The organism is Streptomyces sp. NPDC096176 (genome assembly GCF_044763255.1).
In the GTDB taxonomy this organism is placed as follows: Bacteria; Actinomycetota; Actinomycetes; order Streptomycetales; family Streptomycetaceae; genus Streptomyces.
In genome coordinates this window covers 240,525-263,088 of record NZ_JBIWFV010000004.1, presented here as the reverse complement: position 1 = coordinate 263,088, position 22,564 = coordinate 240,525, and the positions used below count along the sequence as shown (strand labels likewise).

The 22,564-nt window shown below is 71.4% G+C and carries 26 protein-coding genes; 14 read left to right on the top strand and 12 right to left on the bottom strand.

The window, feature by feature from the left end; translation table 11 throughout:
- Positions 1–146 precede the first annotated feature (146 nt).
- The 3 genes from ACIQ7Q_RS13020 (at position 147) to ACIQ7Q_RS13010 (ending at position 1,562) form a co-directional block, all read left to right on the top strand.
- Positions 147–539 (top strand): NUDIX domain-containing protein, encoded by a 393-nt coding sequence (locus tag ACIQ7Q_RS13020; protein WP_403859643.1) that lies wholly within the window; start codon positions 147–149, stop codon positions 537–539.
- A gap of 154 nt (positions 540–693) precedes the next feature.
- Entirely contained in the window at positions 694–1,110 is a 417-nt protein-coding gene (locus ACIQ7Q_RS13015) for a YybH family protein (protein ID WP_403859640.1), read from the top strand.
- Between the two features lie 77 nt (positions 1,111–1,187).
- A complete protein-coding gene (locus ACIQ7Q_RS13010; protein WP_403859637.1) occupies positions 1,188–1,562 on the top strand; it encodes a hypothetical protein in 375 nt (124 codons plus the stop codon).
- Positions 1,563–1,659: 97 nt separating this feature from the next.
- Here ACIQ7Q_RS13010 and ACIQ7Q_RS13005 read toward each other — a convergent pair whose 3' ends face one another.
- The 3 genes from ACIQ7Q_RS13005 to ACIQ7Q_RS12995 form a co-directional block, all read right to left on the bottom strand.
- Entirely contained in the window at positions 1,660–3,363 is a 1,704-nt protein-coding gene (locus tag ACIQ7Q_RS13005) for a thiamine pyrophosphate-binding protein (RefSeq protein WP_403859634.1), read from the bottom strand.
- Entirely contained in the window at positions 3,360–4,331 is a 972-nt protein-coding gene (speB, locus tag ACIQ7Q_RS13000) for an agmatinase (protein WP_403859632.1), read from the bottom strand. The genes ACIQ7Q_RS13005 and speB overlap by 4 nt, the downstream gene beginning before the upstream one ends.
- Before the next feature lie 63 nt (positions 4,332–4,394).
- Positions 4,395–5,873 carry a sodium:solute symporter gene (locus ACIQ7Q_RS12995; RefSeq protein WP_403859629.1) on the bottom strand — a complete coding sequence of 493 codons (1,479 nt, stop codon included), beginning with the start codon at positions 5,871–5,873 and terminating at the stop codon, positions 4,395–4,397.
- A gap of 132 nt (positions 5,874–6,005) precedes the next feature.
- On the opposite strand from ACIQ7Q_RS12995, the gene ACIQ7Q_RS12990 reads away from it, so the two are divergent.
- Together ACIQ7Q_RS12990 and ACIQ7Q_RS12985 are read left to right on the top strand one after the other, a co-directional pair.
- Entirely contained in the window at positions 6,006–7,439 is a 1,434-nt protein-coding gene (locus tag ACIQ7Q_RS12990; protein WP_403859626.1) for a PucR family transcriptional regulator, read from the top strand.
- 131 nt (positions 7,440–7,570) lie between these two features.
- Positions 7,571–8,053 carry a hypothetical protein gene (locus ACIQ7Q_RS12985; protein WP_403859623.1) on the top strand — a complete coding sequence of 161 codons (483 nt, stop codon included), beginning with the start codon at positions 7,571–7,573 and terminating at the stop codon, positions 8,051–8,053.
- On the opposite strand, the gene ACIQ7Q_RS12980 is transcribed toward ACIQ7Q_RS12985, so the two are convergent.
- Together ACIQ7Q_RS12980 and ACIQ7Q_RS12975 are read right to left on the bottom strand one after the other, a co-directional pair.
- On the bottom strand, positions 8,002–8,328 hold the full coding sequence (locus tag ACIQ7Q_RS12980; protein WP_403859620.1) for a hypothetical protein: 327 nt from the start codon (positions 8,326–8,328) through the stop codon (positions 8,002–8,004). The genes ACIQ7Q_RS12985 and ACIQ7Q_RS12980 overlap by 52 nt on opposite strands.
- Entirely contained in the window at positions 8,325–8,624 is a 300-nt protein-coding gene (locus tag ACIQ7Q_RS12975) for a hypothetical protein (RefSeq protein WP_403859618.1), read from the bottom strand. Before ACIQ7Q_RS12975 ends, ACIQ7Q_RS12980 begins: the two co-directional genes overlap by 4 nt.
- Positions 8,625–8,791: 167 nt before the next feature.
- On the opposite strand from ACIQ7Q_RS12975, the gene ACIQ7Q_RS12970 reads away from it, so the two are divergent.
- Both ACIQ7Q_RS12970 and ACIQ7Q_RS12965 read left to right on the top strand, forming a co-directional pair.
- The gene (locus tag ACIQ7Q_RS12970) at positions 8,792–9,586 is read left to right on the top strand and encodes a Scr1 family TA system antitoxin-like transcriptional regulator (protein ID WP_403859615.1); all 795 of its coding nucleotides are present in this window, start codon (positions 8,792–8,794) and stop codon (positions 9,584–9,586) included.
- A complete protein-coding gene (locus ACIQ7Q_RS12965) occupies positions 9,579–9,794 on the top strand; it encodes a DUF397 domain-containing protein (protein WP_403859612.1) in 216 nt (71 codons plus the stop codon). The genes ACIQ7Q_RS12970 and ACIQ7Q_RS12965 overlap by 8 nt, the downstream gene beginning before the upstream one ends.
- Before the next feature lie 8 nt (positions 9,795–9,802).
- Here ACIQ7Q_RS12965 and ACIQ7Q_RS12960 read toward each other — a convergent pair whose 3' ends face one another.
- Positions 9,803–10,441 carry a hypothetical protein gene (locus ACIQ7Q_RS12960; protein WP_403859609.1) on the bottom strand — a complete coding sequence of 213 codons (639 nt, stop codon included), beginning with the start codon at positions 10,439–10,441 and terminating at the stop codon, positions 9,803–9,805.
- Between the two features lie 146 nt (positions 10,442–10,587).
- Between ACIQ7Q_RS12960 and ACIQ7Q_RS12955 the strand changes: the two genes are divergently transcribed.
- From ACIQ7Q_RS12955 to tesB, 3 genes are all read left to right on the top strand, one after another.
- The gene (locus ACIQ7Q_RS12955; protein ID WP_403859606.1) at positions 10,588–11,061 is read left to right on the top strand and encodes a hypothetical protein; all 474 of its coding nucleotides are present in this window, start codon (positions 10,588–10,590) and stop codon (positions 11,059–11,061) included.
- A gap of 162 nt (positions 11,062–11,223) precedes the next feature.
- Complete coding sequence (locus tag ACIQ7Q_RS12950) at positions 11,224–12,381, top strand: acyl-CoA dehydrogenase family protein (protein ID WP_403859603.1); 1,158 nt, start codon at positions 11,224–11,226, stop codon at positions 12,379–12,381.
- 22 nt (positions 12,382–12,403) lie between these two features.
- Positions 12,404–13,279 carry an acyl-CoA thioesterase II gene (gene tesB / locus ACIQ7Q_RS12945; protein WP_403859600.1) on the top strand — a complete coding sequence of 292 codons (876 nt, stop codon included), beginning with the start codon at positions 12,404–12,406 and terminating at the stop codon, positions 13,277–13,279.
- A gap of 30 nt (positions 13,280–13,309) precedes the next feature.
- On the opposite strand, the gene ACIQ7Q_RS12940 is transcribed toward tesB, so the two are convergent.
- From ACIQ7Q_RS12940 to ACIQ7Q_RS12925, 4 genes are all read right to left on the bottom strand, one after another.
- A complete protein-coding gene (locus ACIQ7Q_RS12940; RefSeq protein ID WP_403859597.1) occupies positions 13,310–13,651 on the bottom strand; it encodes a helix-turn-helix domain-containing protein in 342 nt (113 codons plus the stop codon).
- A complete protein-coding gene (locus ACIQ7Q_RS12935) occupies positions 13,648–14,034 on the bottom strand; it encodes a type II toxin-antitoxin system RelE/ParE family toxin (RefSeq protein WP_403859594.1) in 387 nt (128 codons plus the stop codon). Before ACIQ7Q_RS12935 ends, ACIQ7Q_RS12940 begins: the two co-directional genes overlap by 4 nt.
- 111 nt (positions 14,035–14,145) lie before the next feature.
- The gene (locus ACIQ7Q_RS12930) at positions 14,146–15,210 is read right to left on the bottom strand and encodes a sensor histidine kinase (protein WP_403859591.1); all 1,065 of its coding nucleotides are present in this window, start codon (positions 15,208–15,210) and stop codon (positions 14,146–14,148) included.
- Positions 15,207–15,884: a response regulator gene (locus tag ACIQ7Q_RS12925; RefSeq protein ID WP_403859588.1), complete on the bottom strand. Its 678-nt coding sequence runs from the start codon at positions 15,882–15,884 to the stop codon at positions 15,207–15,209. Before ACIQ7Q_RS12925 ends, ACIQ7Q_RS12930 begins: the two co-directional genes overlap by 4 nt.
- A gap of 157 nt (positions 15,885–16,041) precedes the next feature.
- Between ACIQ7Q_RS12925 and ACIQ7Q_RS12920 the strand changes: the two genes are divergently transcribed.
- Entirely contained in the window at positions 16,042–16,335 is a 294-nt protein-coding gene (locus ACIQ7Q_RS12920; RefSeq protein ID WP_403859585.1) for a hypothetical protein, read from the top strand.
- 42 nt (positions 16,336–16,377) lie between these two features.
- On the opposite strand, the gene ACIQ7Q_RS12915 is transcribed toward ACIQ7Q_RS12920, so the two are convergent.
- Both ACIQ7Q_RS12915 and ACIQ7Q_RS12910 read right to left on the bottom strand, forming a co-directional pair.
- A complete protein-coding gene (locus tag ACIQ7Q_RS12915) occupies positions 16,378–17,166 on the bottom strand; it encodes a phosphatase (protein ID WP_403859582.1) in 789 nt (262 codons plus the stop codon).
- Positions 17,167–17,319: 153 nt separating this feature from the next.
- Positions 17,320–17,913, bottom strand: a complete 594-nt coding sequence (locus ACIQ7Q_RS12910) for a TetR/AcrR family transcriptional regulator (protein WP_403859579.1) — start codon at positions 17,911–17,913, stop codon at positions 17,320–17,322.
- 88 nt (positions 17,914–18,001) lie between these two features.
- Here ACIQ7Q_RS12910 and ACIQ7Q_RS12905 point away from each other — a divergent pair, with 88 nt between their 5' ends.
- The 3 genes from ACIQ7Q_RS12905 to ACIQ7Q_RS12895 are packed head-to-tail and all read left to right on the top strand — an operon-like array spanning position 18,002 to position 22,561.
- On the top strand, positions 18,002–19,618 hold the full coding sequence (locus ACIQ7Q_RS12905; protein ID WP_403859576.1) for a carboxyl transferase domain-containing protein: 1,617 nt from the start codon (positions 18,002–18,004) through the stop codon (positions 19,616–19,618).
- 19 nt (positions 19,619–19,637) lie between these two features.
- Positions 19,638–21,629, top strand: coding sequence for a biotin carboxylase N-terminal domain-containing protein (locus ACIQ7Q_RS12900; protein ID WP_403860523.1), 1,992 nt, complete (start codon positions 19,638–19,640; stop codon positions 21,627–21,629).
- Positions 21,626–22,561, top strand: a complete 936-nt coding sequence (locus tag ACIQ7Q_RS12895) for a hydroxymethylglutaryl-CoA lyase (protein ID WP_403859573.1) — start codon at positions 21,626–21,628, stop codon at positions 22,559–22,561. Before ACIQ7Q_RS12900 ends, ACIQ7Q_RS12895 begins: the two co-directional genes overlap by 4 nt.
- The last annotated feature ends 3 nt before the right edge of the window (positions 22,562–22,564 follow it).

Sequence of the window (22,564 nt, the reverse complement as noted above, 5' to 3'; positions counted from 1 at the left end):
ACTCCCGCTGCCGGCCCGCCGGCAGACCGACTCGCCATCCGCAGCGCCCCCTGGCCGACCGGCGGATCCCGGCTGCGGCCAGCGGCACCGGCGCGGCGTGATTGAGTAGTGGGCTGCGAACTCCTCGCCACGCGGCGCGCGTTGCCGTGTTCGATCCCGCCGGTTCGGTCCTGTTCCGCTACGACAACGAAGAGGTCGGGGTCCACTGGGCCATGCCCGGTGGTGGCCTGGAAGCGGCTGAGGACCCGCGCGACGGGGCGCGGCGGGAGCTGCGGGAGGAGACCGGATGGGCGGACCTGGAGCCCGGTCCGCTGCTGTGCACCTGGGAGCACGACTTCACCCGGGCCGGCGTCCCCGTGCGCCGGCACGAGCACATCTACCTCGGCCACGGTCCGCGACGGGAACCGACGGGCGATGTGTCCGCCGCCCACGCCGAGGACAGGATCCTGCACTGGCGCTGGTGGACCCGGCACGAGCCGGCCGCGCCGGCCGACGCGCTGTGGCCTCCACAGAGCTGCCCGCCCTTCTGGCCGGGCTGACCGAGGCACGCAACACCCACCCCGAGCCGGTCCACCTCGGCTTCGTTCCCAACGGGGCGGCGAGGCGACGGGCCGGCGATGAGTTCGGGCGGGCGGCGGAGTCGACCTTGTAGAGAACTCCTTGTAGAGACCGCCACCCGACAGGGGCAGAACCATGACTGACGACGAGAAGCAGATCCGTGGCTTGATCGAGCGCTGGGCCTCGGCCGTGCACAAGGGGGACCTGGAGGCCGTCCTCGTGGATCATGCCGACGACATCGTGATGTTCGACGTACCGCCGCCTCACGAGGGCGTCCGGGGTATCGACGCCTACCGCGAGACGTGGCCGCCGTTCTTCGAGTGGCAGGCGCAGGGCGCGGCGTTCGAGATCCTCTCCCTCGACGTCACCGCAGGCACCGACGTCGCCTTCGCGCACGCCCTGCTGCGCTGCGGGACCCCGAAGGAGCTCACCGACCGTCCGGAGACCCGACTGCGGCTCAGCGCCGGGCTGCGCAAGGAGCAGGGCCGATGGGTCGTCGCCCACGAGCACCACTCCTTCGCCGACACCACGGCCGTCGGGGACGGTGCCTGACCGGCGTTCCACAGCCATCGGCCGTGGGTAGTGACTCTCGGCAGTCGTCGGACGGACCGACGAGGAGGGGGAGTCCCATGGCCGACGCCAAGCCCACGCCCGCGCAGCTCTGCGGACAGCTGTACGCGACGTTGGAAGCGCTCTGCGCCATCGGCACCGGCACCGGCAACAGCAAGCTCGCGGAACTGCAGCCCCGCGTGGAGGTGCAGCGCAGTCCGTCCAAGAAGATCCCGGGCCTGCTCCAGGAGGCTGCGGAGCACTTGCTCCGGGCGCGAGCGCGGGGGCGGGACCATGTGAAGGCCGCCGATGAGCTGTTCCGCTCCATACCGGACTTCCTGCCGGCCAACGGCAGGCACCTGCACAGCCTCGACGCGGCGCAGGTGACGCAGTTCCGCGAGGGCTACCACCAGCAGATGGTCAAGTACGCGCCCACGCACACGCTGCAGAAGTGAGGCACTGATCCCCGGAGACCGGGGTGTGACCCGGCCCCGCCGCCCGGGGGAAGGGGATGGCGGGGCCGGGTGGCCGCGAGTGCCGGACGAGTGTCCGTCACATGTGTGTCGGGGCGAACATCCGCAGCAGCGCCGGAAGCACCACCACCGACGGGCCCGGCGCGGCGAACGCCTTCGCCAGGTCCTCGCTCAGCGTCTCCGCGGACGTCCGTACCGCCGGGACGCCGAAGGACTCGGCGAGAGCGACGAAGTCCGGGCGCGACAGCTCCGTCGCCGTGGCCTCGCCGAACGTGTCCGTCATGTACTCGCGCAGGATGCCGTAGCCCCCGTCGTCCACGATCAGCCAGGTCACCGGCAGGTCGTACTGCCGGGCGGTGGCCAGTTCGGCGATGGAGTACATCGCACCGCCGTCGCCCGAGACGGCGAGCACCGGACGCGTACGGTCGGCGGCTGCCGCGCCGAGCGCCGCCGGGAAGCCGTAACCGAGACCGCCCGCGCCCTGCGCCGAGTGCATGGTGTTGGGCCGGCGCGCGTCGAAGGCCGACCACGCCCAGTACGCCAGGATCGTCATGTCCCAGAAGCTGGGCGAGTCGTCCGGCAGAGCCGCCCGCACGGATTCGAGGATCTGCTGTTCCAGGGTCAGTTCCTGGGCGGCGATCCGGGTGCGGACCGCGGCGAGCACGTCCCGTACGGCGTCGGCGGCCGACGGGCCCGTACTCCCCCGTGGCCCTTCGGCCCCCACCTCGACGGTCTCCAGCAGGGCGGACAGCGCCAGGCGTGCGTCCGCGTGGATGCCGAGGCCCGCGTGGTTCGACTCCAGTTTGCCGAGGTCCGCCTCGATCTGGATCACCCGGCCACGGGGCGCGAACGTGTGGTAGTTCGAGGACAGTTCACCGAGCCCCGAGCCGACGACGAGCAGTACGTCGGCCGACTCCAGAAAGTCGGTGATGTGGCGGTCCTCCAGCCAGGACTGGAGGGACAGCGGATGCTCCCAGGGAAAGGCGCCCTTGCCGCCGAAGGTGGTGACGACCGGCGCGTCGAGCTTCTCGGCGAGCGCGAGGAGCTTTCCCGAGGCGTCGGAGCGTACGACCCCGCCACCGGCGATGATCACCGGCCGCACGGCGGACGACAGCAGATCGGCTGCCACGGCGGTCAGTTCGGGGCGGGGGACGACCTCTTCGGGGGTGGCGTCCATGGCGGTGACGACCGGCAGCGTGGTCTCTGCGAGGAGCACGTCCTGCGGGATCTCGACCCATACCGGTCCGTGCGGCGCGGTCAGTGCCGACTCCCACGCCGCCGCGAGGGCGGACGGAATCTGCGACGCGGTGCGCACGATGTGCACGGACTTGACGATGTCGCGGAACGACGCCTGCTGGTCGCGCAGTTCGTGCAGGTAACCGTGACGGCCGCCGCCGAGCCCGGCGGTGGGCACCTGGCTGCCGATCGCGAGCACAGGGGCCGACGCCGCGGCCGCCTCCTGCAGCGCGGCCAGGGACATCAGCGCGCCCGGGCCGGTCGACAGCAGCAGCGGCGCCGCCTCGCCGGTGATCCGGCCGTACGCGTCGGCCGCGAACCCGGCGTTGTTCTCGATCCGCAGGCCGACGTAGGTCAGCGACGAGCGGCGCAGCGCGTCGAACATGCCGAGCGCGTGCTGGCCGGGCAGGCCGAAGACCGTCGTGGCGCCGAGCCCGGAGAGGGTCTCGACGACGAGATCGCCGCCGTTGCGGCCGGGCGGGGGGCTGAGGGCCGCTGCGGTCTGCGCCGGCGTGGGGCGCAGCACCAGATCGTGGTCGTGGGTCACTGGGCGGTCCTCGCCGCGGCGATCTGGCGGGACATGATCGTCGTCAGTTCGTACGCCGTGTGCGACGCGGCGACGGACGTGATCTCGGCGTGGTCGTAGGCCGGGGCGACCTCGACGACGTCGGCGGAGACGAGGTTGCACGACGCCAGGCCGCGGATGATCTCGAGCAGTTCGCGGGAGGTGAGGCCGCCCGCCTCGGGCGTGCCGGTGCCGGGCGCGTGCGCCGGGTCGAGCACGTCGATGTCGATGGAGATGTACAGCGGACGGTCGCCGATGCGCTGGCGCAGCTGGTCGGCGACCTCGTCCACGCCGCGGCGCATGACGTCGGCGGAGGTGACGATGCCGAAGCCCATCTTCTCGTCGTCGTCGAGGTCCTGCTTGCCGTACAGCGGTCCGCGCGTGCCCACGTGGGACAGGGCGGAGGTGTCGAGGATGCCTTCCTCGACGGCCCGCCGGAACGGCGTGCCGTGCGTGTACTCCGCGCCGAAGTACGTGTCCCAGGTGTCGAGGTGCGCGTCGAAGTGCAGCAGCGCGACCGGACCGTGCTTCTTGGCGACGGAGCGCAGCAGCGGCAGGGCGATGGTGTGGTCGCCGCCGAGCGTCATCATGCGGGCGCCGGTGCCGAGGAGGTCGTCCGCGGCGGCCTCGATGGTGTCGACGGCCTCGTTGATGTTGAACGGGTTGGCCGCGATGTCGCCGGCGTCGGCGACCTGGGCGAGAGCGAAGGGCGAGGCGTCCTGTGCCGGGTTGTACGGGCGCAGGAGCCTCGACGCCTCGCGGATGGCGTTGCCGCCGAAGCGCGCACCGGGGCGGTAGGAGACGCCGGTGTCGAAGGGAACGCCGACCACGGCGACGTCGGCGGTGCCGACCTCGTCGAGCCTGGGCAGCCGGGCGAACGTCGCGGGCCCGGCGTACCGCGGGATGCGGGAGGAGTCGACGGGGCCGCGCGGCTGCTCGTTGCTGCTCATATGGATTGCCTTCTTTCCTACGCTTTGTGACGCTTCATCGTACTTCAGTGCGGTTGTACGACTTTAGCTGTGTACGGCTGCCGGTTCGGCCGCCGGGGGCTCGGGCTGCGCTTCCTCGTCGCCGCCCCGGCCGGCGAGCCGCTCGCGCCAGTTGGCGAGGACGGCCGCGTCGGTCGGCGGCGTGGCCAGGCTGACGATCACATAGGCCGCGAGCGAGGCGAGAAGCCCGTAGTAGACGGGCTCGTTGGCGAGGATCCCGTACGCGGCCATGAGGCCGATGACCGAGCAGCCGCCGACGACGACCGAGGACAGCGCGCCGTACACGGTGCCGCGCTTCCACAGCAGACCGCCGAGGATTGGGACGAGCAGGCCGCCGACGAGGAGGTTGTAGGCGACGGTCAGGGCCTCGACGACGTTGTTGAGCGCGATGGCGATGCAGATGACCCCGATGCCCATGATCAGGATGAACGCGCGGTTGCCCTTCACCTCGTCGTGCTCGCCGCCCCTGTCGACCAGTCCGCGCAGGCGGGACCAGATGTCGTTGTTGGCGACGGTGGCACAGGCGATCAGCGCGCCGGAGGAGGTGGACATGACGGCCGCGAGGGCGGCGGCCAGCACGAGGCCGCGCACACCCATGGGGAGTTCGTCCTTGACGATGGTGGCGAAGGCGTCGTCGGCGTTGGCGAGGTTCGGGTAGAGGACCTTGGCCGCCGTGCCGATGACCGCGCCGGCGAGGGCGTAGACCAGGCAGTACGTGCCGGCGACCGTGCCGCCGTAGCGCGCGACCTTGTCGCTGCGGGCGGTGAACACCCTCTGCCAGATGTCCTGCCCGATCAGCATGCCGAAGGTGTAGATCAGGACGTACGTGAAGATCGTCTCGCCGCCGATGCCGAGCGGGGTGAAGTACTCGGTGGGCAGCGCGGCCTTCATCTCGCTGAAGCCGCCGGCCTTGACGACCGCGATCGGCAGCAGGAGCAGCAGCACGCCGATGGTCTTGACGACGAACTGCACCATGTCGGTGAGGGTGATCGACCACATGCCGCCGAGGGTCGAGTACGCGACGACGATCGCTCCGCCGAGGATGATCGAGACGGTGCGGTTGATGTCGAAGAGGACGTCGAAGATCGTGGCGTACGCGATGGTCGAGGTGACCGCGAGCATCAGCGTGTAGGCCCACATCACGACGCCCGAGATGACGCCCGCCTTGCCGCCGTACCGCAGGTCGAGCATCTCGGAGACCGTGTAGACCTTCAGACGGGCGATCCGCGCGGAGAAGAAGACCGACAGGGCGAGCAGCCCGAGGCCGATGGCGAAGACCATCCAAGCGCCCGACAGGCCGTACTTGTAGCCGAGGCCGACACCGCCGATGGTCGACGCGCCGCCGAGGACGATCGCGGCCATGGTGCCGGAGTACATCCAGGGGCCGAGGCGGCGGCCCGCAACGAGGAACTCGCTCTTGGACTTGGCGCGGCGCATGCCCCACCAGCCCATGCCGAGCATGCCGGCCAGATAAACGACGATCACTGCGTAGTCGACAGCCATCGGCTTCCTTCCGCTTCGTCCCCCGGAACGGTCGTGAATGCGCGCTTGTGAGGAACGACGGTAGGTGGCCGGAATGCGTCCTTGAAGTGTACGTTTTATCCATTCTCCTCATCGCTGATGGATGGACCGTCCATGCCGGAGCCCACGACGGCGCCCCCCACCCCACCCGTCCCGTTGGCGGCCCTGCTCGCCGACGAGGAGCTGGGGCTGCGCCAGCTCGCGGGCCCGCCCGCGGACCTCGGCACGGCCGTCCACATGGTGCACACCTCGGAGATGGCGGATCCCTATCCGTACCTTCTCGGCGGCGAGCTGCTGCTGAGCGCCGGCGTACTGCTGAAGGACCCTGACCGGTACGTGTCGCGCATCGTCGAGGCCGGGGCGGTCGCGCTCGGCTTCGGGGTGACGCCGGTGTACGACACCGTGCCCAATGAGCTGGTCGAGGCGTGCGAGCGGCGCGGGCTGGCGCTCCTGGAGGTACCGCCGCGCACGACGTTCACGGCGATCGCGCGGGCCGTGTGGCGGCTGATGGCGGAGGCCCGCCACCGGGAGCTGCGCCGGGTCACCCAGGCCCAGCAAGGCCTGGCCGCGGCGGCGGCCCGCCCCGATCCGGTCCCGGCCGTGCTGCATCAGCTGGCCGTACGGCTGGAGGGCTGGGCGGTACTGCTCGGTCCGGACGGGGCCCCGCTGTCCGCGGCGGGCCGCGAGCCGTCCGACGCGGCGGTGGCGGGGGTGACGCGGCTGGCACGGGTGGTGAACCCGGACCCCGGCGGGGCGCTCCGGCCGTCTCCCGCCTCGGCGACGGACCTGACGGCTGCAGGCCATCTCTCCGCGTACGCCCTCGGCGGCAACCAGGGCCTCGTGCTCGGGCTGGCCACGCCCGGCCGGGAGGCCGGGGACCACACGGTCGCCGGGGTCGCCGTCGTGCTGCTCTCCCTGCTCACCGCCCCGCACCAGGGCGCCAAGGCGACGGACCGCAGCGCCGCGCTCGTCCGGCTGCTGCTCGGCGCGACGCCGGCCGGGACCGCTCCGCTGCTGGGGCCTGGGCCCTGGACCGTCGTCCACGCGCGGGGCGACGACCGCTCCCCCTTCGCCGCGGCCGCGCTCGGCGCGGCCCTCGGCAGCGCGCTCGTCGACCCGGACGCGGACGGCTCCGTGCGGGTCCTGCTGCCGGACGGCCGCGAGGCGGCCGCACAGCCCGGCTGGACCCTGGGCGTCAGCGCCCCCGCCGGCCCGGAAGAGCTGGCCGCGGCCGACGCGCAGGCCGCCCGGGCCGTACGCAGGGCGGCGGCCACCCACAAGGACCTGGTCCGCCACCGGGACACCGCTCCCTTCTCCCCCGACGCGGCCCTGCTCCGCCTCGCCCCGCTCGCGGACTCCCCCGCCCTCACAGAGACCCTGCGCACCTGGCTGTCGCTGCACGGCAGCTGGGACCGCACGGCCGCGGCGATGGGGATCCACCGCAACACGGTCCGCCAGCGCATCGGCCGTTGCGCGGCCCTGCTGGACGAGGACCTGGACGACCCGGACGTCCGCATGGAGCTGTGGTTCGCGCTACGGCACGGGTGATCCGACACCTCGGTTCCGTAGCGAACCGGTGATCGGACACCTCGGTTCCGTAGCAAGCCGACGACTGCCGCACCCGAAGGCTGTCGCTGCACACCAATTCCCTTACGGAGCAAGTGTGTTGGAATTCCCGCATGGTCACTCCCGCTGACGGAACCACACTCGCGGACCCGGACGAGCCCATGCGCCGCCTCCGCGCGGAGATCGAGCGGCTACGGGGCGAGGCCACGCGCCAGAAGCGACTCGCCCACCGGCGGGCCGAGTTCTGGGCCAAGGCCCACATCGCCCTCGGCTTCCCCGCGGCCCTGCTCGCCGGCACCGCGGGCGCTGCGGGACTCGCGACGGCCGACGCCCGTATCCCCGCGGCCCTGCTCGCTCTGGCCTCCGCCGGCTTCGCGGCGGGCGCGGGCTTCCTGCGCGGCGACACCAGATGCCGCGCCAACAAGCGCGCCCGCCAGGCGTGGGCGGCACTGGAGGGCCGGGCCACGGTGAAGCTGACACACGAGCACCTGACTCCCGAGGACCTCGGCGACCTCCTCGAGTACCGCCAGGCGGCACTGGCCGCCTACGACGGCGAGGACCAGCAGCCTGGGCCGGCGCCGTCCCTGCCGGGCTGAGCCGCCGGCAGCCGCGCACCCCGGCTGCGGGCGATGCGGTGGACGTCCCGCAGCGCCTCGGCCAGACGTGCCACGACGTAGCGCAGTTGCTCGGGGGTCGCCCGGCGGTCGGCGAGCATGTCGTCGACATGGTCGAGCAGTTCGTCGGCCATGGTGAGCTGCACGCTCTCGACGTTGTCGGCGACACGAGAGACGTAACCGGTCCCGTCACCGAGCACGTAACAGGGCTTGCCCTCCGGTGTGGACCACGGGAGCAGTCGGCCGGTGCCGCTCATGCGGTCACCTCCACACCGTGGATCAGACGCGGGCCGATGTCGATCCCGCGGACCGCCAGCCACAGCGCACGCCGCCGGGCCCGCTGACGGCGGGCCTCCTCGCGGAGCTCGTACGCGACGAGATACGGGCGGACGAGGGGGCTCAGCTCGCCTGGCACCACAAGGTCGGGCGCGTGTACCGGCCTGGGCGAGTACGGCGGTGGCGCCGGGTTTACGACCGGCGAGCGATGGCGCCCCCTCGGCGGCCAGAAGAGCCGCAGCAGCGGCTCGAGGATGCGCGCGGTACTGTGCAACATGTCGTCGACTCCTGGTGGTTGATGGCCACGCCCCCGGATCGGTCGCTCGGTCGCGGGGGTCCTTCATGTCATCGCCGTGTAGCGATGCCCTCACAGAGTGAGACGGGCGGGGCTACGCTGACCAGGGGTTTCGAGGTGACAGGGCTTTTGTCGCACGGGAGTTGACGATGAGTAACACCTATGGGGAATGGCTCAGGGCTCAACGCGAGTCGGCCGGCCTGACGCAACAGGAACTGGCCGACTCGGCGATCATGACCCGTTCGCACATCGCCCACATCGAGGCGGGCCGCCGCATCCCGTCGAAGGAGGACGCTCGCCGGCTCGACAGAGCGCTGAACACGGGAAACGTGCTGAGCAGCTTCCTGCCGCAGGAGGACGTGGCGGTCGCGGACTACTTCGAGGCGGCGCGCCAGCTCGAACAACAGGCGACGGTGATTCGCGAGTTCGCGCTTTCTTACGTGCCCGGCATCCTCCAGACCGAGGCGTACGCGCGTGCGATCCTGCGCGTCAGCTTCCCTCCCAGGAGTGAGGAAGAACGTGACAGGCTCGTTGTCACACGGCTTGAGCGGGCGAGGGTCCTCGACAACGCGGTGAGACCAGCGGTCTCCGCCCTGCTGGACGAGGCCGTATTACGTCGCCCCACGGGCGGCCCGCGGGTCATGGCGGAGCAAATCCACTACTTGATCGGCCTCGTCGAAAGCGAGCGGATCCGCCTGCACGTCCTGCCGCTGAGCCTCGGTACGCACTCGCTGCTCCTCGGGATGGTGTCCCTGATGTGGTTCGAGGACCAGCCACCGACCGCCTACAGCGAGGGCATGTTCATGGGAAAGTTGCACGATTCCCCTGCCATGGTCCAACGCCTTCAGGGCACATACGATCTGGCCCTGGGTGACGCACTTCCGCTGCGGGAGTCCGTCACCCTGATGAGGGCGATCGCAAAGGACTATGAAGAACATGAGTGAACGGATCACCCCGGACCCAACCGGTCTGACCGCATGGCGCAAGTCCTCGTACAGCAACAGTGACGGCGGCAGCTGCGTCGAAGTCCTGGACAACCACCCCACCGGCGTCCCGGTCCGCGACTCCAAGAACCCCGGGGGCCCCGCGCTCATGTTCCACAGCGCCGCGTGGTCCGCGTTCATCGCGGACCTGAAGCACTCCGGCCGCTAGCCCGCCGCTCAACCGCCCACGCCGACCTCGTTGTTCGGCGCGCCGTCACCGGCCGGAGGCAGGTCGCCGCGCTCGACGGGCTGTCCGGCGTCCTCGCGCGCCGGAGGCAGCACGGCGTCGAGTTCCGCGTCGCTCGCGGCGTGCGCGGCCTCGGCGGCCTCGCGCAGGGTGGCTCGGTCCACCGTCCCCGCGTCGGCGTTGAGCCGCACCAGACGCCCGTCCACCTCGGTCACGTACTCGTGCTCCGTGCCGCTCGTGCGGTACCAGTTCGTGCCGTCCTGCTCGCACTCGACGGTGCCTCCCATGCCGCCGCTGCCGACGCCGACCGGGATCTTCGGGCAGCTCGCCGCGTCGATGGCGCCCCGGTCGACGCCGAGGCGTATCTGCGTGCCGGCACCCTGCTTCACATACGTCGCCGAGAACCCGTCGGCCCCGAGGACGCCCACGGACTGTTTGGCGACCTCATATCCGGGCACCTCGGTGACGTAGACGTTCTCGATCGCCACCTGCGCGGCACGGGCGCGCGCCTCGAGTTCGGACCGGTCGGCTCCGCCTCCGGCGGTTTCCGTCCCGCAGCCGACGAGGGCGACGGACACCACGGCGGTCACGGACATCAGAGAGCGCGGCATCCGCGCGGCAGGCTTCATGCCGATCATGGTGCCGTGCGGCGTTCGCCGTCCTGGGCGTCGTGTCCCGTTCGTTGCAGGCGGGACCTTCACGGAGCCGTTGACCGGCCGGGCCGGCCGCCGTAGCGTTCATCCGGCAAGCGGACATTTCTCACATTGGGCGGACCATGGGCACGATTCACACAAACCGCCGCCGGACCGGCATCTTCGCGGGAACCGCACTTCTGGGCGCATGCCTGCTCCCGGCCCTCACCGCCTGCGGGACCCAGGCCGCCGGATCCCCACCACCTCCCCGCTCCGCCCATGTCTCCCTGCAACTCGGGGGCGCCTCACTCGGGACGGCTCTCGCAACCCAGGCCACGGCCCAGCACACGGCGGCGGAGAAGGCCGCGCAGCAGGCCGCTGCGGAGAAGGTCGCCACCGACGAGAACGTCTGCACCACGGACCCGGCCGATCGCCCGAACTGCCGCAACCCCAGCGGGGTCATCGATCCCAACGGTGGGGACATCGACGGCGACGGCGTGTTCGAGGATCACGAGCCGGTCGGTCCGGGCTACCGGGATCCCCGCGCCTACGACGGCGGCAAGACGTCCGGCGAGACGCAGTGCGAGTGGCTGCGGTCGAAGGGAATCCCCTGCTGAACGCGTTCCGAGCCTGACCTTCACCCACGGCCCCGTCGTACGACGGGGCCGTTGCCGTGCCCGAGCGTGCCGAGCATCACTATGGACACTTTCAACAACCCCCGGGTAACTTAGCCTGAGCAAGCGCTTAGACATACTGTGACCACTACGAGGGAGGCGTCCGTGCGCCGTACCGTTTTCACCGAGGACCACGAGGCGTTCCGGGAGACCATCCGGGCCTTCATCGAGGCCGAGGTCGTCCCGGTCTACGACGAGTGGTTCGCTGCGGGCCAGGCGCCGCGCGACTTCTACTTCAAGCTCGGTGAGCTGGGCATCTTCGGCATCAACGTGCCCGAGGAGTTCGGCGGCGCCGGAATGGACACGCACAAGTTCGAGGCCGTGCTCTACGAGGAGACCGCCCGTGCGGGCGTGAACTTCGGCGGCTCCGGCGTGCACGTGCTGCTCGCCCTCCCCTACATCAAGGCGCTCGCCACCGACGAGCAGAAGAAGCGCTTCCTGCCCAAGTTCGTCTCCGGCGAGGAGATGTGGGCGCTGGCGATGACCGAGCCCGGCACCGGCTCCGACCTCGCGGGCATGAAGAGCACTGCCAAGCTCTCCGAGGACGGCACGCACTACGTCCTCAACGGCGCGAAGACCTTCATCACCGGTGGTGTGCACGCCGACCGCGTGATCGTGTGCGCCCGCACAGCCGCGCCGACCGCAGAGGACCGTCGCCACGGCATCTCCCTCTTCGCGGTGGACACCAAGGCAGAGGGCTACTCGGTCGGCCGCAAGCTGGACAAGCTCGGCCTGAAGACGTCCGACACCGCGGAGCTGGCGTTCGTCGACGTCAAGGTCCCCGTCGAGGACTTGATGGGCGAGGAGAACAAGGGCTTCTACTACCTCGGCCAGAACCTGCCGTCCGAGCGCTGGGGCATCGCGTTCGGCGCCTACGCGCAGGCCAAGGCCGCCGTCCGGTTCGCCCAGGAGTACGTGCAGGACCGTACGGTCTTCGGCAAGACGGTCGCGTCGTTCCAGAACACCAAGTTCGAACTGGCCGCCTGCAAGGCCGAGGTGGACGCCGCCGAGGCCGTCGCCGACCGCGCCACGGAGGCGCTGGACGCGGGCGAGCTCACGGCCGCGGAGGCCGCGTCGGCGAAGCTGTTCTGCACCGAGGTCGCGCACCGCGTCATCGACCGGTGCCTCCAGCTGCACGGCGGTTACGGCTTCATGAACGAGTACCCGATCGCCCGCCTGTACGCGGACAACCGCGTCAACCGCATCTACGGCGGCACCAGCGAGGTCATGAAGATGATCATCGCGAAGGACATGGGCCTGTAAATCCTCTGAGTACCGTCACCTCATGAGCTCAGCACTCGACGATCTGCTCGATCTGCTCGACCTGGAGCAGATCGAGCAGAACATCTTCCGCGGCAGCTCCCGTTCCGCCGTCGTCCCCAGGGTCTTCGGCGGGCAGGTAGCGGCCCAGGCGCTGGTCGCCGCGGGCCGTACAGTCCCCGGCGACCGCACGGCCCACTCCCTGCACTCGTACTTCCTGCGCATGGGAGACCCGGGCGCGCCGATCGTCTACACGGTCGACCGCATCCGCGACGGCCGCTCGTTCACCACCCGCCGGGTGGTGGCCGTCCAGCACGGGCAGCCGATCTTCCACCTCTCGGCGTCGTTCCAGACGTACGAGGAGGGCCTGGAGCACCAGACGAAGATGCCGGACGCCCCGGACCCGGAGACGCTGCCGACGGCTGCCGAGATGCTGCCGCGGTACGCGGACCGTTTCGTCGACCCGGGTGTGGTGGACCGGCTGCTGGAGGCACGGGCGGCGGTCGACCTGCGGTACGTGGACGAGCCGCCGTACGGCACGGCCGGCCTGCCGCGCGAGCCGCGCTCCCAGGTGTGGTTCCGGGCGAACGGCAAGCTCGCCGACGACTCCCTGCTGCACGTCTGCCTGGCCACGTACGTCTCCGACATGACGCTGCTCGACTCGGTGCTGCTCGCGCACGGGCGGGGCGGCTGGGCGGTCGGCGACGTGGTCGGCGCGTCGCTGGACCACGCGATGTGGTTCCACCGGCCGTTCCGCGCGGACGAGTGGCTGCTGTACGACCAGGAGTCGCCGTCCGCGTCCGGCGGCCGCGGCCTCGGCCAGGCCCGCATCTGGACACAGGACGGACACCTGGCGATCACGGTCATCCAGGAGGGCGTGGTCCGCGTCCCCCGCGACTGAGGCCACAACAACCGCCCGCACGCCCGCTGCTCAGGCAGCGGGCGTGTGCGCGTTGAAGACCACGCGTGAGGTGTCACCGTCCAGTTCCAGGCTGAGCGCCGCGTCGAGGGCACGCGCCAGGCGGGCCAGCAACGGCAGCGTCGGCATGGTTCCGCCGAGTTCGAGCTTGGAGATCTGCGGCTGCGTCATTTCGGCGCGCCTGGCCAGTTCGGTCTGCGAGATCCCGAGCTCGGCCCGCCGGTCGTACACGGCCTGGCCGAGGTCGAAAGCCAGCCTGATCTCCTCTCGCCGGCGCGCGACCTCCGGGCTTTCGCTGATGCCCTTCGCGATCTGCTTGTCTCGGGCAGGCTTCCAATGTGCGTGGCTTGTCATCGGGGTCGTCCCTCCGTGATGACGCGGATGTATTCCTCGGGCGCCGGTTCATGTTCCGCCTCGCAGACCGCCTGCGCCCGCTTGGCACGAGCCACTTCGGCGTCTTCCCGCTGTGGGCTCTTGCGAAAGACCGTCAACGGGACGATTCTCCGCCCGGGTGCGAGCCAGTAAGGGAGCCGTACGGCATCACGATTCTGCCCAAGGTCGAAGCGCAACTCGCGCACCGGGCCGCCGAGATGGCGCGTATATGGCTCACCCAGAGTGGTCGCGCAGCACGCGAGAGGCCCGACGATGTGCTCGACGATGAGGTCATCGCGTTCGGACAGGTTGGCGAGCCACAGCTTGACCTCAGGTTCGATCTCGACCACATAGGGATCTTCCATACATCAGAACGTATATATACCCCAATGTATAGCGCAGCTCCAGGCGCAGGAAGTCCGCTGTACGAGTGATTCTGCAATCAAGGGCTGACGTACGCCCCGTCGCCCGCCGCTTCAGTACGCCGCCGTCGGCACCGGCAGGGTCGCGTTCACCGCGAAGCCCCCGTCCGGTGTCGGGTTCGCCGTGAGGGTGCCACCGAGGGCTGCCGCACGGGTGCGGAGGCCGGGCAGACCGTGACCGCCCTGGTCCGGCGCGGCACATGGTCCCGACGGCGGGGTGTTGCGGACCGTGATGCGCAGAGCGCCGCCTGCGCGGCGGACCGAGACCTCGGCCGAGGCGCCCGGGGCATGGCGGCGGATGTTCGTCAGGGCCTCCTGCACGATGCGGTACGCGGTGTGCTGGACGGCCGGGGGGCAGTCGCCCGGTTCGAGGTGGACCGAGGCCACGATGTCGGCCGCTGCCTCGAGCAGTTCCGGCAGCCGGTCCAGGCCGGGGCCGTCGTGGCGGATGGCCCGGCGCAGGTCGGCCGCTGCCCGGCGGCCGAGTTCGCCCAGGGCCGCGGCCTCCTCCCGATACGGGGCGGAGTCGGCGGTCGCGGCCAGCGCGCCGGCGCGCAGGCTGATCAGGCTCAGGTGGTGCGCGGCCGTGTCGTGCAGATCTCGGGCCAGCCGCTCCCGTTCGCGCAGTGCGGCCTGTTCCGCGGCGTAACGGCGCTCGCGTTCGCGGGAGAGGGCCAGCTCGGCGAGGCGGCCGGCGAGTTCGGCGCGGGCGCGGCCCAGCAGGCCGAGGGCGGCGGGGGCGACGGCCAGCAGCCCGGCCAGCAGGATCGCGAGGGTGGTGTCCGGCAGCGACCATACGTGTCCACCCAGGTCCCGCCACGGGACGAACGCCACGACGGCGACGGCTGCCGACCCGGCGACCACCTCGCCACGGCGGCGCTCGGACGCGGCGAGCGCGTGCAGCGCGCACAGCACCGGCAGCCACAGCACCCCGGTGGCGAGGGTGGCCAGGGCGAGGGCGAGCACGGTGCGCGGGAAGCGCCTGCGCAGGACGAGCGCACCAGCGACGACGAGCGCGCCCGCCGCCATCCAGTCCTCCAGCCAGCCACGGGTGGCCAGGACCTCTGCGACGGCGAGGACGACGACAAGGGCCTCGACCGCCCACGTACGCGCGGTCATTGCCGGTCCCGTCCGCCCGCCGACCGGTGGAGGACCGCCGCGAGGCCCACCCGGCTGTTCACGGCGAGCTTCCGCTTGAGCGCGCCGATGTGCGTCTTGACCGTGGTCACGCCCATGCCGAGGTGCGTGGCGATGTCCGCGTTGGCCAGGCCGGCCGCGATCAGTGCGAGAACGTCGCGCTCCCGGCCGGTGAGGCCGGTGAGGTCGTCCGGCCCGATGGGTACGGCCGCCGGCGCGGGTCGTGCCCAGCGGCCGAGGACCGCGGCGCTGCCGGGCGGCGTGCAGATCACACCACCGGCGGCGAGCAGCCGCACGGCGTCGACGAACAGACGCGGCTCGGTGGTCTTGAGCAGAAAGCCGGACGCACCGTCGCGCAGCGCCTGCTCGACGTGGTCGGACCGGTCGAGCGCGGTGAGCATGGCCACCACGGGCGGATCGGGCAGGGCCCGCAGGTCGCGCAGGACGTCGAGGCCGTGGGCTCCCGGCATGTCGATGTCGAGCAGCACCAGGTCCGGGGCGAGCCGCCGGGCGGTGGCGACGGCGTCCGGCCCGTCGCAGGCGGCGGCCACGGTCACGGCGTCGGCGGCGTCGAGGATGCGGTGCAGCGCGGTACGTACGAGCTCCTCGTCGTCGACGAGGAGCACACGCACCGGCGGCCTCAAGTCGTAGAGCAAAGGTCGTCCTGTGGTCTGAGCGATGCGGCGCCTGCGGCTGCGAGCCTGGATGCAGATCCTAGGACGCCACAAGCGCCCGCCCGGATCCCCCGGAGCCGGACCATCCCTCCGGGGACACGCCGCCCGGGCCGCCGGGCCCGTCCCAGCAGGGGAACTGATGAATGCGGTACTCCCGGTCGAGGAGGAACCGTCGTACGCCGATGACCCGGCGCACGGCGCGGCCGGGACCGCCGGATGGGCGAAGGCGTCCCCCCACGCCCGGGCGGCGTGGACCGTCGGCGGCGCGGTACTGATCGTCGGCGCTGCGGTGTCGTTCCTCGGCCTGCGGGAGTGGGTTCTCGAGCTCGGCACGGGCCGGCGCTACGCCGTCGGCCTCACCCTGCGCGGCGCGCTCTCCCTGGCGCTGCTCGCGGGCACGTACTGCGTCGTACGCGGCACCTGGCGGGACTGAGCCCGCCGGAGACCACTCGGACGGGGCGAGTCCGGCCGGGGCTCACTCGGACGGAGCGAGTCCCGCCGCGTCCAGCAGGTACGCCGTCATCGGGTCGTAGAAGCGCGGGTCGGTGACGTGGTCGTCGAGCGGGACCGTCACCTGAAGGGTGCCCTCGGCCTCGCCGATGAACAGGGCCGGGTCGTTGCAGTCCGCATAGCCGATGGCGTCGATCCCCCGCTGACCCGCGCATCCCGCCCAGCCGTGGTCGGCCACCACCAGGTCGGGCAGCGGCCGCCCCTCGTGCGCCATGGCGTCCAGGATGACGGCCATGGGGACGGGCGAGTGGGTGTGCCACAGGGTCGCGCCGCGCTCCAGCACGGCGACGTCGGCGAACTGGAAGACCATGCCCTCGTCGGCCATCAGCCCGCCCGGGATGCGCACGATCTCGCATCCGGCGGCCCGCAGCGCGGCGGCGGTCAGGCGGTGCACGTCGAGCAGGCCGCCGGGGTGCCCGGTCGCGAAGAGCACCCGCTCCTTGGCATCGGCCGCCTTGCGCAGCCGCGCGGCCATGCGCTCGAGCGCGTCGACCGTCAGCTCGGGGTCGATGGTGTCCTGTCCCTGCCGGTGTCCGGGGTCGTCGTTGACGCCACACCGCTCCGCCATGACGGCCAGTACGTCCTGCTCGTCGCTCCAGCGGTCGCCGAGCTCGAGGCCGAGCCAGTAGTGGCGGTCGCCGTTGGCGAGCTTGCGGTAGTGGGAGAGGTTGTTGTCGCGCGGTGTGGCGACGTCTCCGGCGATACGTGAGCGGACGAGATGGTCGACAAGAGCGGCGCGGCTGGGTATCGGCATGGGACCCATTGTGCCGTGGGGTGCGCGGAGCGTGTCGACCGTATTGCCTGCTGGACCCGCCGGGCGGCGGCCCGGGGCGGCCCCGCCCGGGCCCGTCTGTCCGGCGGTGAGGCGAAAGCGCCGCGCGCGAGACCCCCGACCAGGCCCTCCGCGTCAGTCCCCCAGCGACGCGAACGCGCCGTGCGCGAGGCGCCTGAGCAGGACCTCCGTGGCGGCGCGGCCCAGGGGGCCGCCTCCGTTCGCGCCGAGGTGCGGCGTCGAGTTCAGCAGGCCGAAGACGGCGTGGACGGCAGCCCGCGCCTCCGACTCCGCGACCTGCGGGTTCAGCTCGCGGACGACCGCCACCCACAGTTCGACGTACTGGCGCTGCAGCTGGCGCACGAGCTTGCGGTCGCTGTCCCGGAGGCGGTCCAGCTCCCGGTCGTGCAGGGTGATCAGCGGGCGGTCGTCGAGTGCGAAGTCGATGTGGCCGTCGATGAGGGACGCGAGGACCGCCTCCGGGCCGGTGTCCGCTTCCTCGACCCGCAGCCGCCCCCCGCTCAGGAGGCGCTCACTGATGCCGACCAGCAGCTCCGCCAGCATCGCGTCCTTGCCCGCGAAATGGCGGTACAGACCGGGGCCGCTGATGCCGACCGCCGCCCCTATCTCGTCGACGCCCACGCCGTGGAAGCCGCGCTCGGCGAAGAGGCGGGCGGCCTCCTTGAGGATCTGCTCACGGCGGGTCGGGGCCGCGGTCCTGGTGCTCATGAACATTCATTCTAGACAGGCGGGTTAGCGGTCGTTAACCTGGACGCAACACGTTAACGCTCATTAACCGAGCAAGGGAGCTCGATCAATGCAGCAGGCACCAGTGCTGGCGAGCGCCGCGGACCCGGCGTCCGAGGCCTGGCAGGCCAATGAGGCAGCGCATCAGGAGCTCGCCGACGGCCTGCGGACCCGCCTCGCGGCGGCCCGCCTCGGCGGTGGCGAGAAGGCCCGCGCCCGGCACACCGCGCGCGGGAAGCTGCTTCCCCGGGAGCGGGTGGACACCCTGCTCGACCCGGGGTCGCCGTTCCTCGAGCTCGCCCCCCTCGCGGCCGAGGGGATGTACGACGGTCAGGCGCCGGCCGCCGGAGTCATCGCAGGCATCGGCCGGGTCAGCGGCCGCGAGGTCGTGGTGGTCGCCAATGACGCGACCGTCAAGGGCGGCACGTACTACCCGATGACGGTCAAGAAGCACCTGCGCGCGCAGGAGGTGGCGCTGGAGAACCGGCTGCCGTGCGTCTATCTGGTCGACTCGGGCGGCGCGTTCCTGCCGATGCAGGACGAGGTCTTCCCCGACCGCGAGCACTTCGGGCGGATCTTCTACAACCAGGCGCGGATGTCCGGTGCGGGCATCCCCCAGATCGCGGCGGTGCTCGGCTCGTGCACGGCGGGCGGAGCGTACGTCCCGGCGATGAGCGACGAGGCGGTGATCGTGCGCAATCAGGGCACGATCTTCCTCGGCGGCCCGCCCCTGGTGAAGGCCGCGACCGGCGAGGTCGTCACCGCGGAGGAGCTCGGCGGCGGCGAGGTCCACTCCCGGGTCTCCGGCGTCACCGACCATCTCGCCGAGGACGACGCGCACGCGCTGCGGATCGTCCGGAACATCGTCGCGACCCTCCCCGAGCGCGGTCCGCTGCCATGGAGCGTGGAGCCCGCGGAGGAGCCCAAGGTCGACCCGGCCGGGCTGTACGGCGCGGTGCCGGTCGATTCACGCACCCCGTACGACGTCCGCGAGGTGATCGCCCGGATCACGGACGGCTCCCGCTTCTCCGAGTTCAAGTCCGAGTTCGGCCAGACGCTGATCACCGGCTTCGCCCGGATCCACGGGCACCCGGTCGGCATCGTCGCCAACAACGGCATCCTGTTCGCCGAATCCGCCCAGAAGGGCGCGCACTTCATCGAGCTCTGCGACCAGCGCGGCATCCCCCTCCTGTTCCTGCAGAACATCTCCGGCTTCATGGTCGGCAAGGACTACGAGGCGGGCGGCATCGCCAAGCACGGCGCCAAGATGGTCACGGCCGTCGCCTGCACCCGCGTCCCCAAGCTCACCGTCGTCGTCGGCGGTTCGTACGGCGCGGGCAACTACTCGATGTGCGGCCGGGCCTACAGCCCCCGCTTCCTGTGGATGTGGCCGAACGCCAAGATCTCCGTCATGGGCGGCGAGCAGGCCGCCTCCGTGCTGGCGACGGTCAAGCGGGACCAGCTCGAGGGCCGCGGCGAGCAGTGGTCCGCGCAGGAGGAAGAGGCCTTCAAGGACCCGATCCGCGCCCAGTACGAGCAGCAGGGCAACGCGTACTACGCGACGGCCCGCCTGTGGGACGACGGTGTGATCGACCCGATGGACACCCGGCAGGTGCTGGGTCTGGCTCTGACCGCGTGCGCCAACGCCCCGTTGGGAGACGCCGGCTTCGGCGTCTTCCGGATGTGAGGGACCTTTCACGATGACGATGTTCGACACCGTTCTGGTGGCCAACAGGGGCGAGATCGCCGTTCGGGTCATCCGCACCCTGCGGTCCCTCGGCGTGCGCTCCGTGGCGGTCTTCAGCGACGCCGACGCCGACGCCCGCCATGTCCGCGAGGCGGACACGGCAGTCCGTATCGGCCCCGCTCCGGCCGCCGAGAGCTACCTCTGCATCGACCGCCTGCTGGATGCGGCGACCCGCACCGGCGCCCAGGCCGTCCATCCGGGCTACGGCTTCCTCGCGGAGAACGCGGGCTTCGCCCAGGCATGCGCCGAGGCGGGGCTCGTCTTCATCGGACCGCCCGCCTCCGCGATCTCCCTCATGGGCGACAAGATCCGGGCCAAGGAGACCGTCAAGGCGGCCGGCGTCCCGGTCGTCCCCGGCTCGTCCGGCAGCGGCCTGACCGACGACGAACTGGCCGCGGCGGCCCGCGAGATCGGCATGCCGGTGCTGCTGAAGCCGTCGGCGGGCGGCGGCGGAAAGGGCATGCGGCTCACTCGGGTCGAGTCCGCGCTGATGGACGAGATCGCAGCCGCAAGGCGCGAGGCCCGCGCCTCCTTCGGCGACGACACACTGCTCGTCGAGCGGTGGATCGACCGCCCGAGGCACATCGAGATCCAGGTCCTGGCGGACGGCCACGGCAATGTGGTCCACCTCGGTGAGCGCGAGTGCTCTCTCCAGCGCCGCCACCAGAAGATCATCGAGGAGGCCCCGAGCGTCCTGCTCGACGAGGCGACGCGCGCCGCGATGGGCGAGGCAGCCGTGCAGGCGGCCCGCTCCTGCGGCTACCGCGGCGCGGGCACCGTGGAGTTCATCGTCCCGGGCACCGACCCCTCGCAGTACTACTTCATGGAGATGAACACCCGTCTCCAGGTCGAACACCCCGTCACCGAGCTCGTCACCGGCCTCGACCTGGTGGAGTGGCAGCTGCGGGTGGCGGCCGGGGAGCGGCTGGCCTTCTCCCAGGACGACATCACGCTCACGGGCCACGCGATCGAGGCACGGATCTGCGCCGAGGATCCCTCCCGCGGTTTCCTCCCCTCCGGCGGCACGGTCCAGCGGCTCCAGGAGCCGCAGAGCGGCTGGGGGTCCCCCCTGCTCGAGCGAAGCCGAGAGCTTGGGGGAGTGCGCACCGACTCGGGCCTGACCGAGGGCTCGGAGGTCGGCAGCCTGTACGACCCGATGCTGTCGAAGGTCATCGCGTACGGCCCCGACCGTCCCACGGCCCTGCGTAAGCTGCGCGCGGCCCTCGCGGACACCGTCACGCTCGGCGTCCCGACGAACGCGGGCTTCCTGCGGCGTCTGCTGGCCCATCCCGCGGTCGTCTCGGGCGAGATGGACACCGGCCTGGTGGAACGGGAGGCGGAGGGGCTGGTCCCGGACGGCGTGCCGGACGAGGTGTACGAGGCGGCGGCCGCGGTCCGGTCCGACCGGCTGGCGCCCGCACGGACGGGCGGCTGGACCGATCCGTTCTCGGTGCCGAGCGGCTGGCGCATGGGCGGCGAACCGGCCCCGCTCGCCTTCACCTTGCGGGTGCCGGGAGCGGAGCCGGTCACGCACACCGTGCGCAGGCAGGCGACGCCCCGGGTCGAGGAGCACACGGTCTCCGTCGAGATGCACGGCGTCACCCACACCTTCCACCGGGCGGGCGACTGGCTCGGCCGGGACGGCGACAGCTGGCATGTGCTGGATCACGACCCGGTCGAGGCGTCCCTCAGCGGGGCCGCGCGCTCCGGAGTGGACACCCTGGCGGCGCCGATGCCGGGCACGGTCACCGTCGTCAAGGTGGCTGTGGGCGATGTGGTGTCGGCCGGGCAGAGCCTGCTCGTGGTCGAGGCGATGAAGATGGAGCACGTCATCTCCGCCCCGCACGCGGGGACCGTCACCGAGCTCGACGTCGCCGCCGGGTCGACGGTGGCGATGGACCAGGTCCTCGCCGTGGTCACCCCCGACGAGACCGACGAGGAGCAGAAATGACGACTCTGCCCATGGCCGTGCGCGGCGAAGGTCTGCCCGCGCGGGTGCGCATCCATGAGGTCGGCCCGCGCGACGGACTGCAGAACGAGAAGTCGGTGGTGCCGACCGAGGTCAAGGCCGAGTTCATCCGCCGACTGGCGGACTCGGGCCTCACCACCGTGGAGGCGACGAGCTTCGTCCACCCCAAGTGGGTGCCCCAACTGGCGGATGCGGAGAAGCTGTTCCCGATGGTGAGCGCTCTGCCCGGCGTGCGGCTGCCGGTCCTGGTGCCCAACGACCGGGGGCTGGACCGTGCGCTCGGGCTGGGGGCGCGTGAGGTCGCCGTGTTCGCCAGCGCGACGGAGTCCTTCGCCAAGGCCAATCTCAACCGCACGGTCGACGAGGCGCTTGCCATGTTCGAGCCGGTCGTGACCAGGGGAGTCGAGCACGGCCTGAGGGTCCGCGGCTATCTGAGCATGTGCTTCGGCGACCCCTGGGAGGGCCCGGTCCCCATTGACCAGGTGGTCGGCGTCACCCGCCGCCTCGCGGACATGGGCTGCGACGAGCTGAGCCTCGGCGACACGATCGGTGTCGCCACACCCGGCCATGTCGGCGCCCTGCTCACCGCGCTGAACGAGGCCGGTGTGCCGAGCAGCAGGCTCGCCGTGCACTTCCACGACACCTACGGTCAGGCGCTCGCCAACACCCTCGCCGCGCTCCAGCACGGCGTGAGTGTCGTCGACGCCTCTGCGGGCGGCCTCGGCGGCTGCCCGTACGCGAAGAGCGCGACCGGAAACCTCGCCACCGAGGACCTGGTGTGGATGCTTCACGGCCTCGGCATCGAAACCGGGGTCGATCTCGGCCGGCTCACCGCCACGAGCGTGTGGATGGCCGAACAGCTGGGCCGCCCCAGCGCCTCCCGTACCGTCCGTGCCCTCTCCCACAAGGAGTGACTC

Excerpts from the sequence above, each read along its gene's own strand:
- ACIQ7Q_RS12895 (WP_403859573.1), top strand. The coding sequence starts at position 21,626 with ATGACGACTCTGCCCATGGCCGTGCGCGGCGAAGGTCTGCCCGCGCGG.
- ACIQ7Q_RS12960 (WP_403859609.1), bottom strand. The coding sequence starts at position 10,441 with ATGAAGCCTGCCGCGCGGATGCCGCGCTCTCTGATGTCCGTGACCGCC.
- ACIQ7Q_RS12975 (WP_403859618.1), bottom strand. The coding sequence starts at position 8,624 with ATGTTGCACAGTACCGCGCGCATCCTCGAGCCGCTGCTGCGGCTCTTC.
- tesB (WP_403859600.1), top strand. The coding sequence starts at position 12,404 with ATGAGCTCAGCACTCGACGATCTGCTCGATCTGCTCGACCTGGAGCAG.
- ACIQ7Q_RS12965 (WP_403859612.1), top strand. The coding sequence starts at position 9,579 with ATGAGTGAACGGATCACCCCGGACCCAACCGGTCTGACCGCATGGCGC.
- ACIQ7Q_RS12995 (WP_403859629.1), bottom strand. The coding sequence starts at position 5,873 with ATGGCTGTCGACTACGCAGTGATCGTCGTTTATCTGGCCGGCATGCTC.
- ACIQ7Q_RS12935 (WP_403859594.1), bottom strand. The coding sequence starts at position 14,034 with ATGGAAGATCCCTATGTGGTCGAGATCGAACCTGAGGTCAAGCTGTGG.
- ACIQ7Q_RS12905 (WP_403859576.1), top strand. The coding sequence starts at position 18,002 with ATGCAGCAGGCACCAGTGCTGGCGAGCGCCGCGGACCCGGCGTCCGAG.
- ACIQ7Q_RS12910 (WP_403859579.1), bottom strand. The coding sequence starts at position 17,913 with ATGAGCACCAGGACCGCGGCCCCGACCCGCCGTGAGCAGATCCTCAAG.
- speB (WP_403859632.1), bottom strand. The coding sequence starts at position 4,331 with ATGAGCAGCAACGAGCAGCCGCGCGGCCCCGTCGACTCCTCCCGCATC.
- ACIQ7Q_RS12900 (WP_403860523.1), top strand. The coding sequence starts at position 19,638 with ATGTTCGACACCGTTCTGGTGGCCAACAGGGGCGAGATCGCCGTTCGG.
- ACIQ7Q_RS12955 (WP_403859606.1), top strand. The coding sequence starts at position 10,588 with ATGGGCACGATTCACACAAACCGCCGCCGGACCGGCATCTTCGCGGGA.
- ACIQ7Q_RS12990 (WP_403859626.1), top strand. The coding sequence starts at position 6,006 with ATGCCGGAGCCCACGACGGCGCCCCCCACCCCACCCGTCCCGTTGGCG.
- ACIQ7Q_RS12970 (WP_403859615.1), top strand. The coding sequence starts at position 8,792 with ATGAGTAACACCTATGGGGAATGGCTCAGGGCTCAACGCGAGTCGGCC.
- ACIQ7Q_RS12985 (WP_403859623.1), top strand. The coding sequence starts at position 7,571 with ATGGTCACTCCCGCTGACGGAACCACACTCGCGGACCCGGACGAGCCC.
- ACIQ7Q_RS12920 (WP_403859585.1), top strand. The coding sequence starts at position 16,042 with ATGAATGCGGTACTCCCGGTCGAGGAGGAACCGTCGTACGCCGATGAC.
- ACIQ7Q_RS12940 (WP_403859597.1), bottom strand. The coding sequence starts at position 13,651 with ATGACAAGCCACGCACATTGGAAGCCTGCCCGAGACAAGCAGATCGCG.
- ACIQ7Q_RS12980 (WP_403859620.1), bottom strand. The coding sequence starts at position 8,328 with ATGAGCGGCACCGGCCGACTGCTCCCGTGGTCCACACCGGAGGGCAAG.
- ACIQ7Q_RS12915 (WP_403859582.1), bottom strand. The coding sequence starts at position 17,166 with ATGCCGATACCCAGCCGCGCCGCTCTTGTCGACCATCTCGTCCGCTCA.
- ACIQ7Q_RS13015 (WP_403859640.1), top strand. The coding sequence starts at position 694 with ATGACTGACGACGAGAAGCAGATCCGTGGCTTGATCGAGCGCTGGGCC.
- ACIQ7Q_RS13010 (WP_403859637.1), top strand. The coding sequence starts at position 1,188 with ATGGCCGACGCCAAGCCCACGCCCGCGCAGCTCTGCGGACAGCTGTAC.
- ACIQ7Q_RS12930 (WP_403859591.1), bottom strand. The coding sequence starts at position 15,210 with ATGACCGCGCGTACGTGGGCGGTCGAGGCCCTTGTCGTCGTCCTCGCC.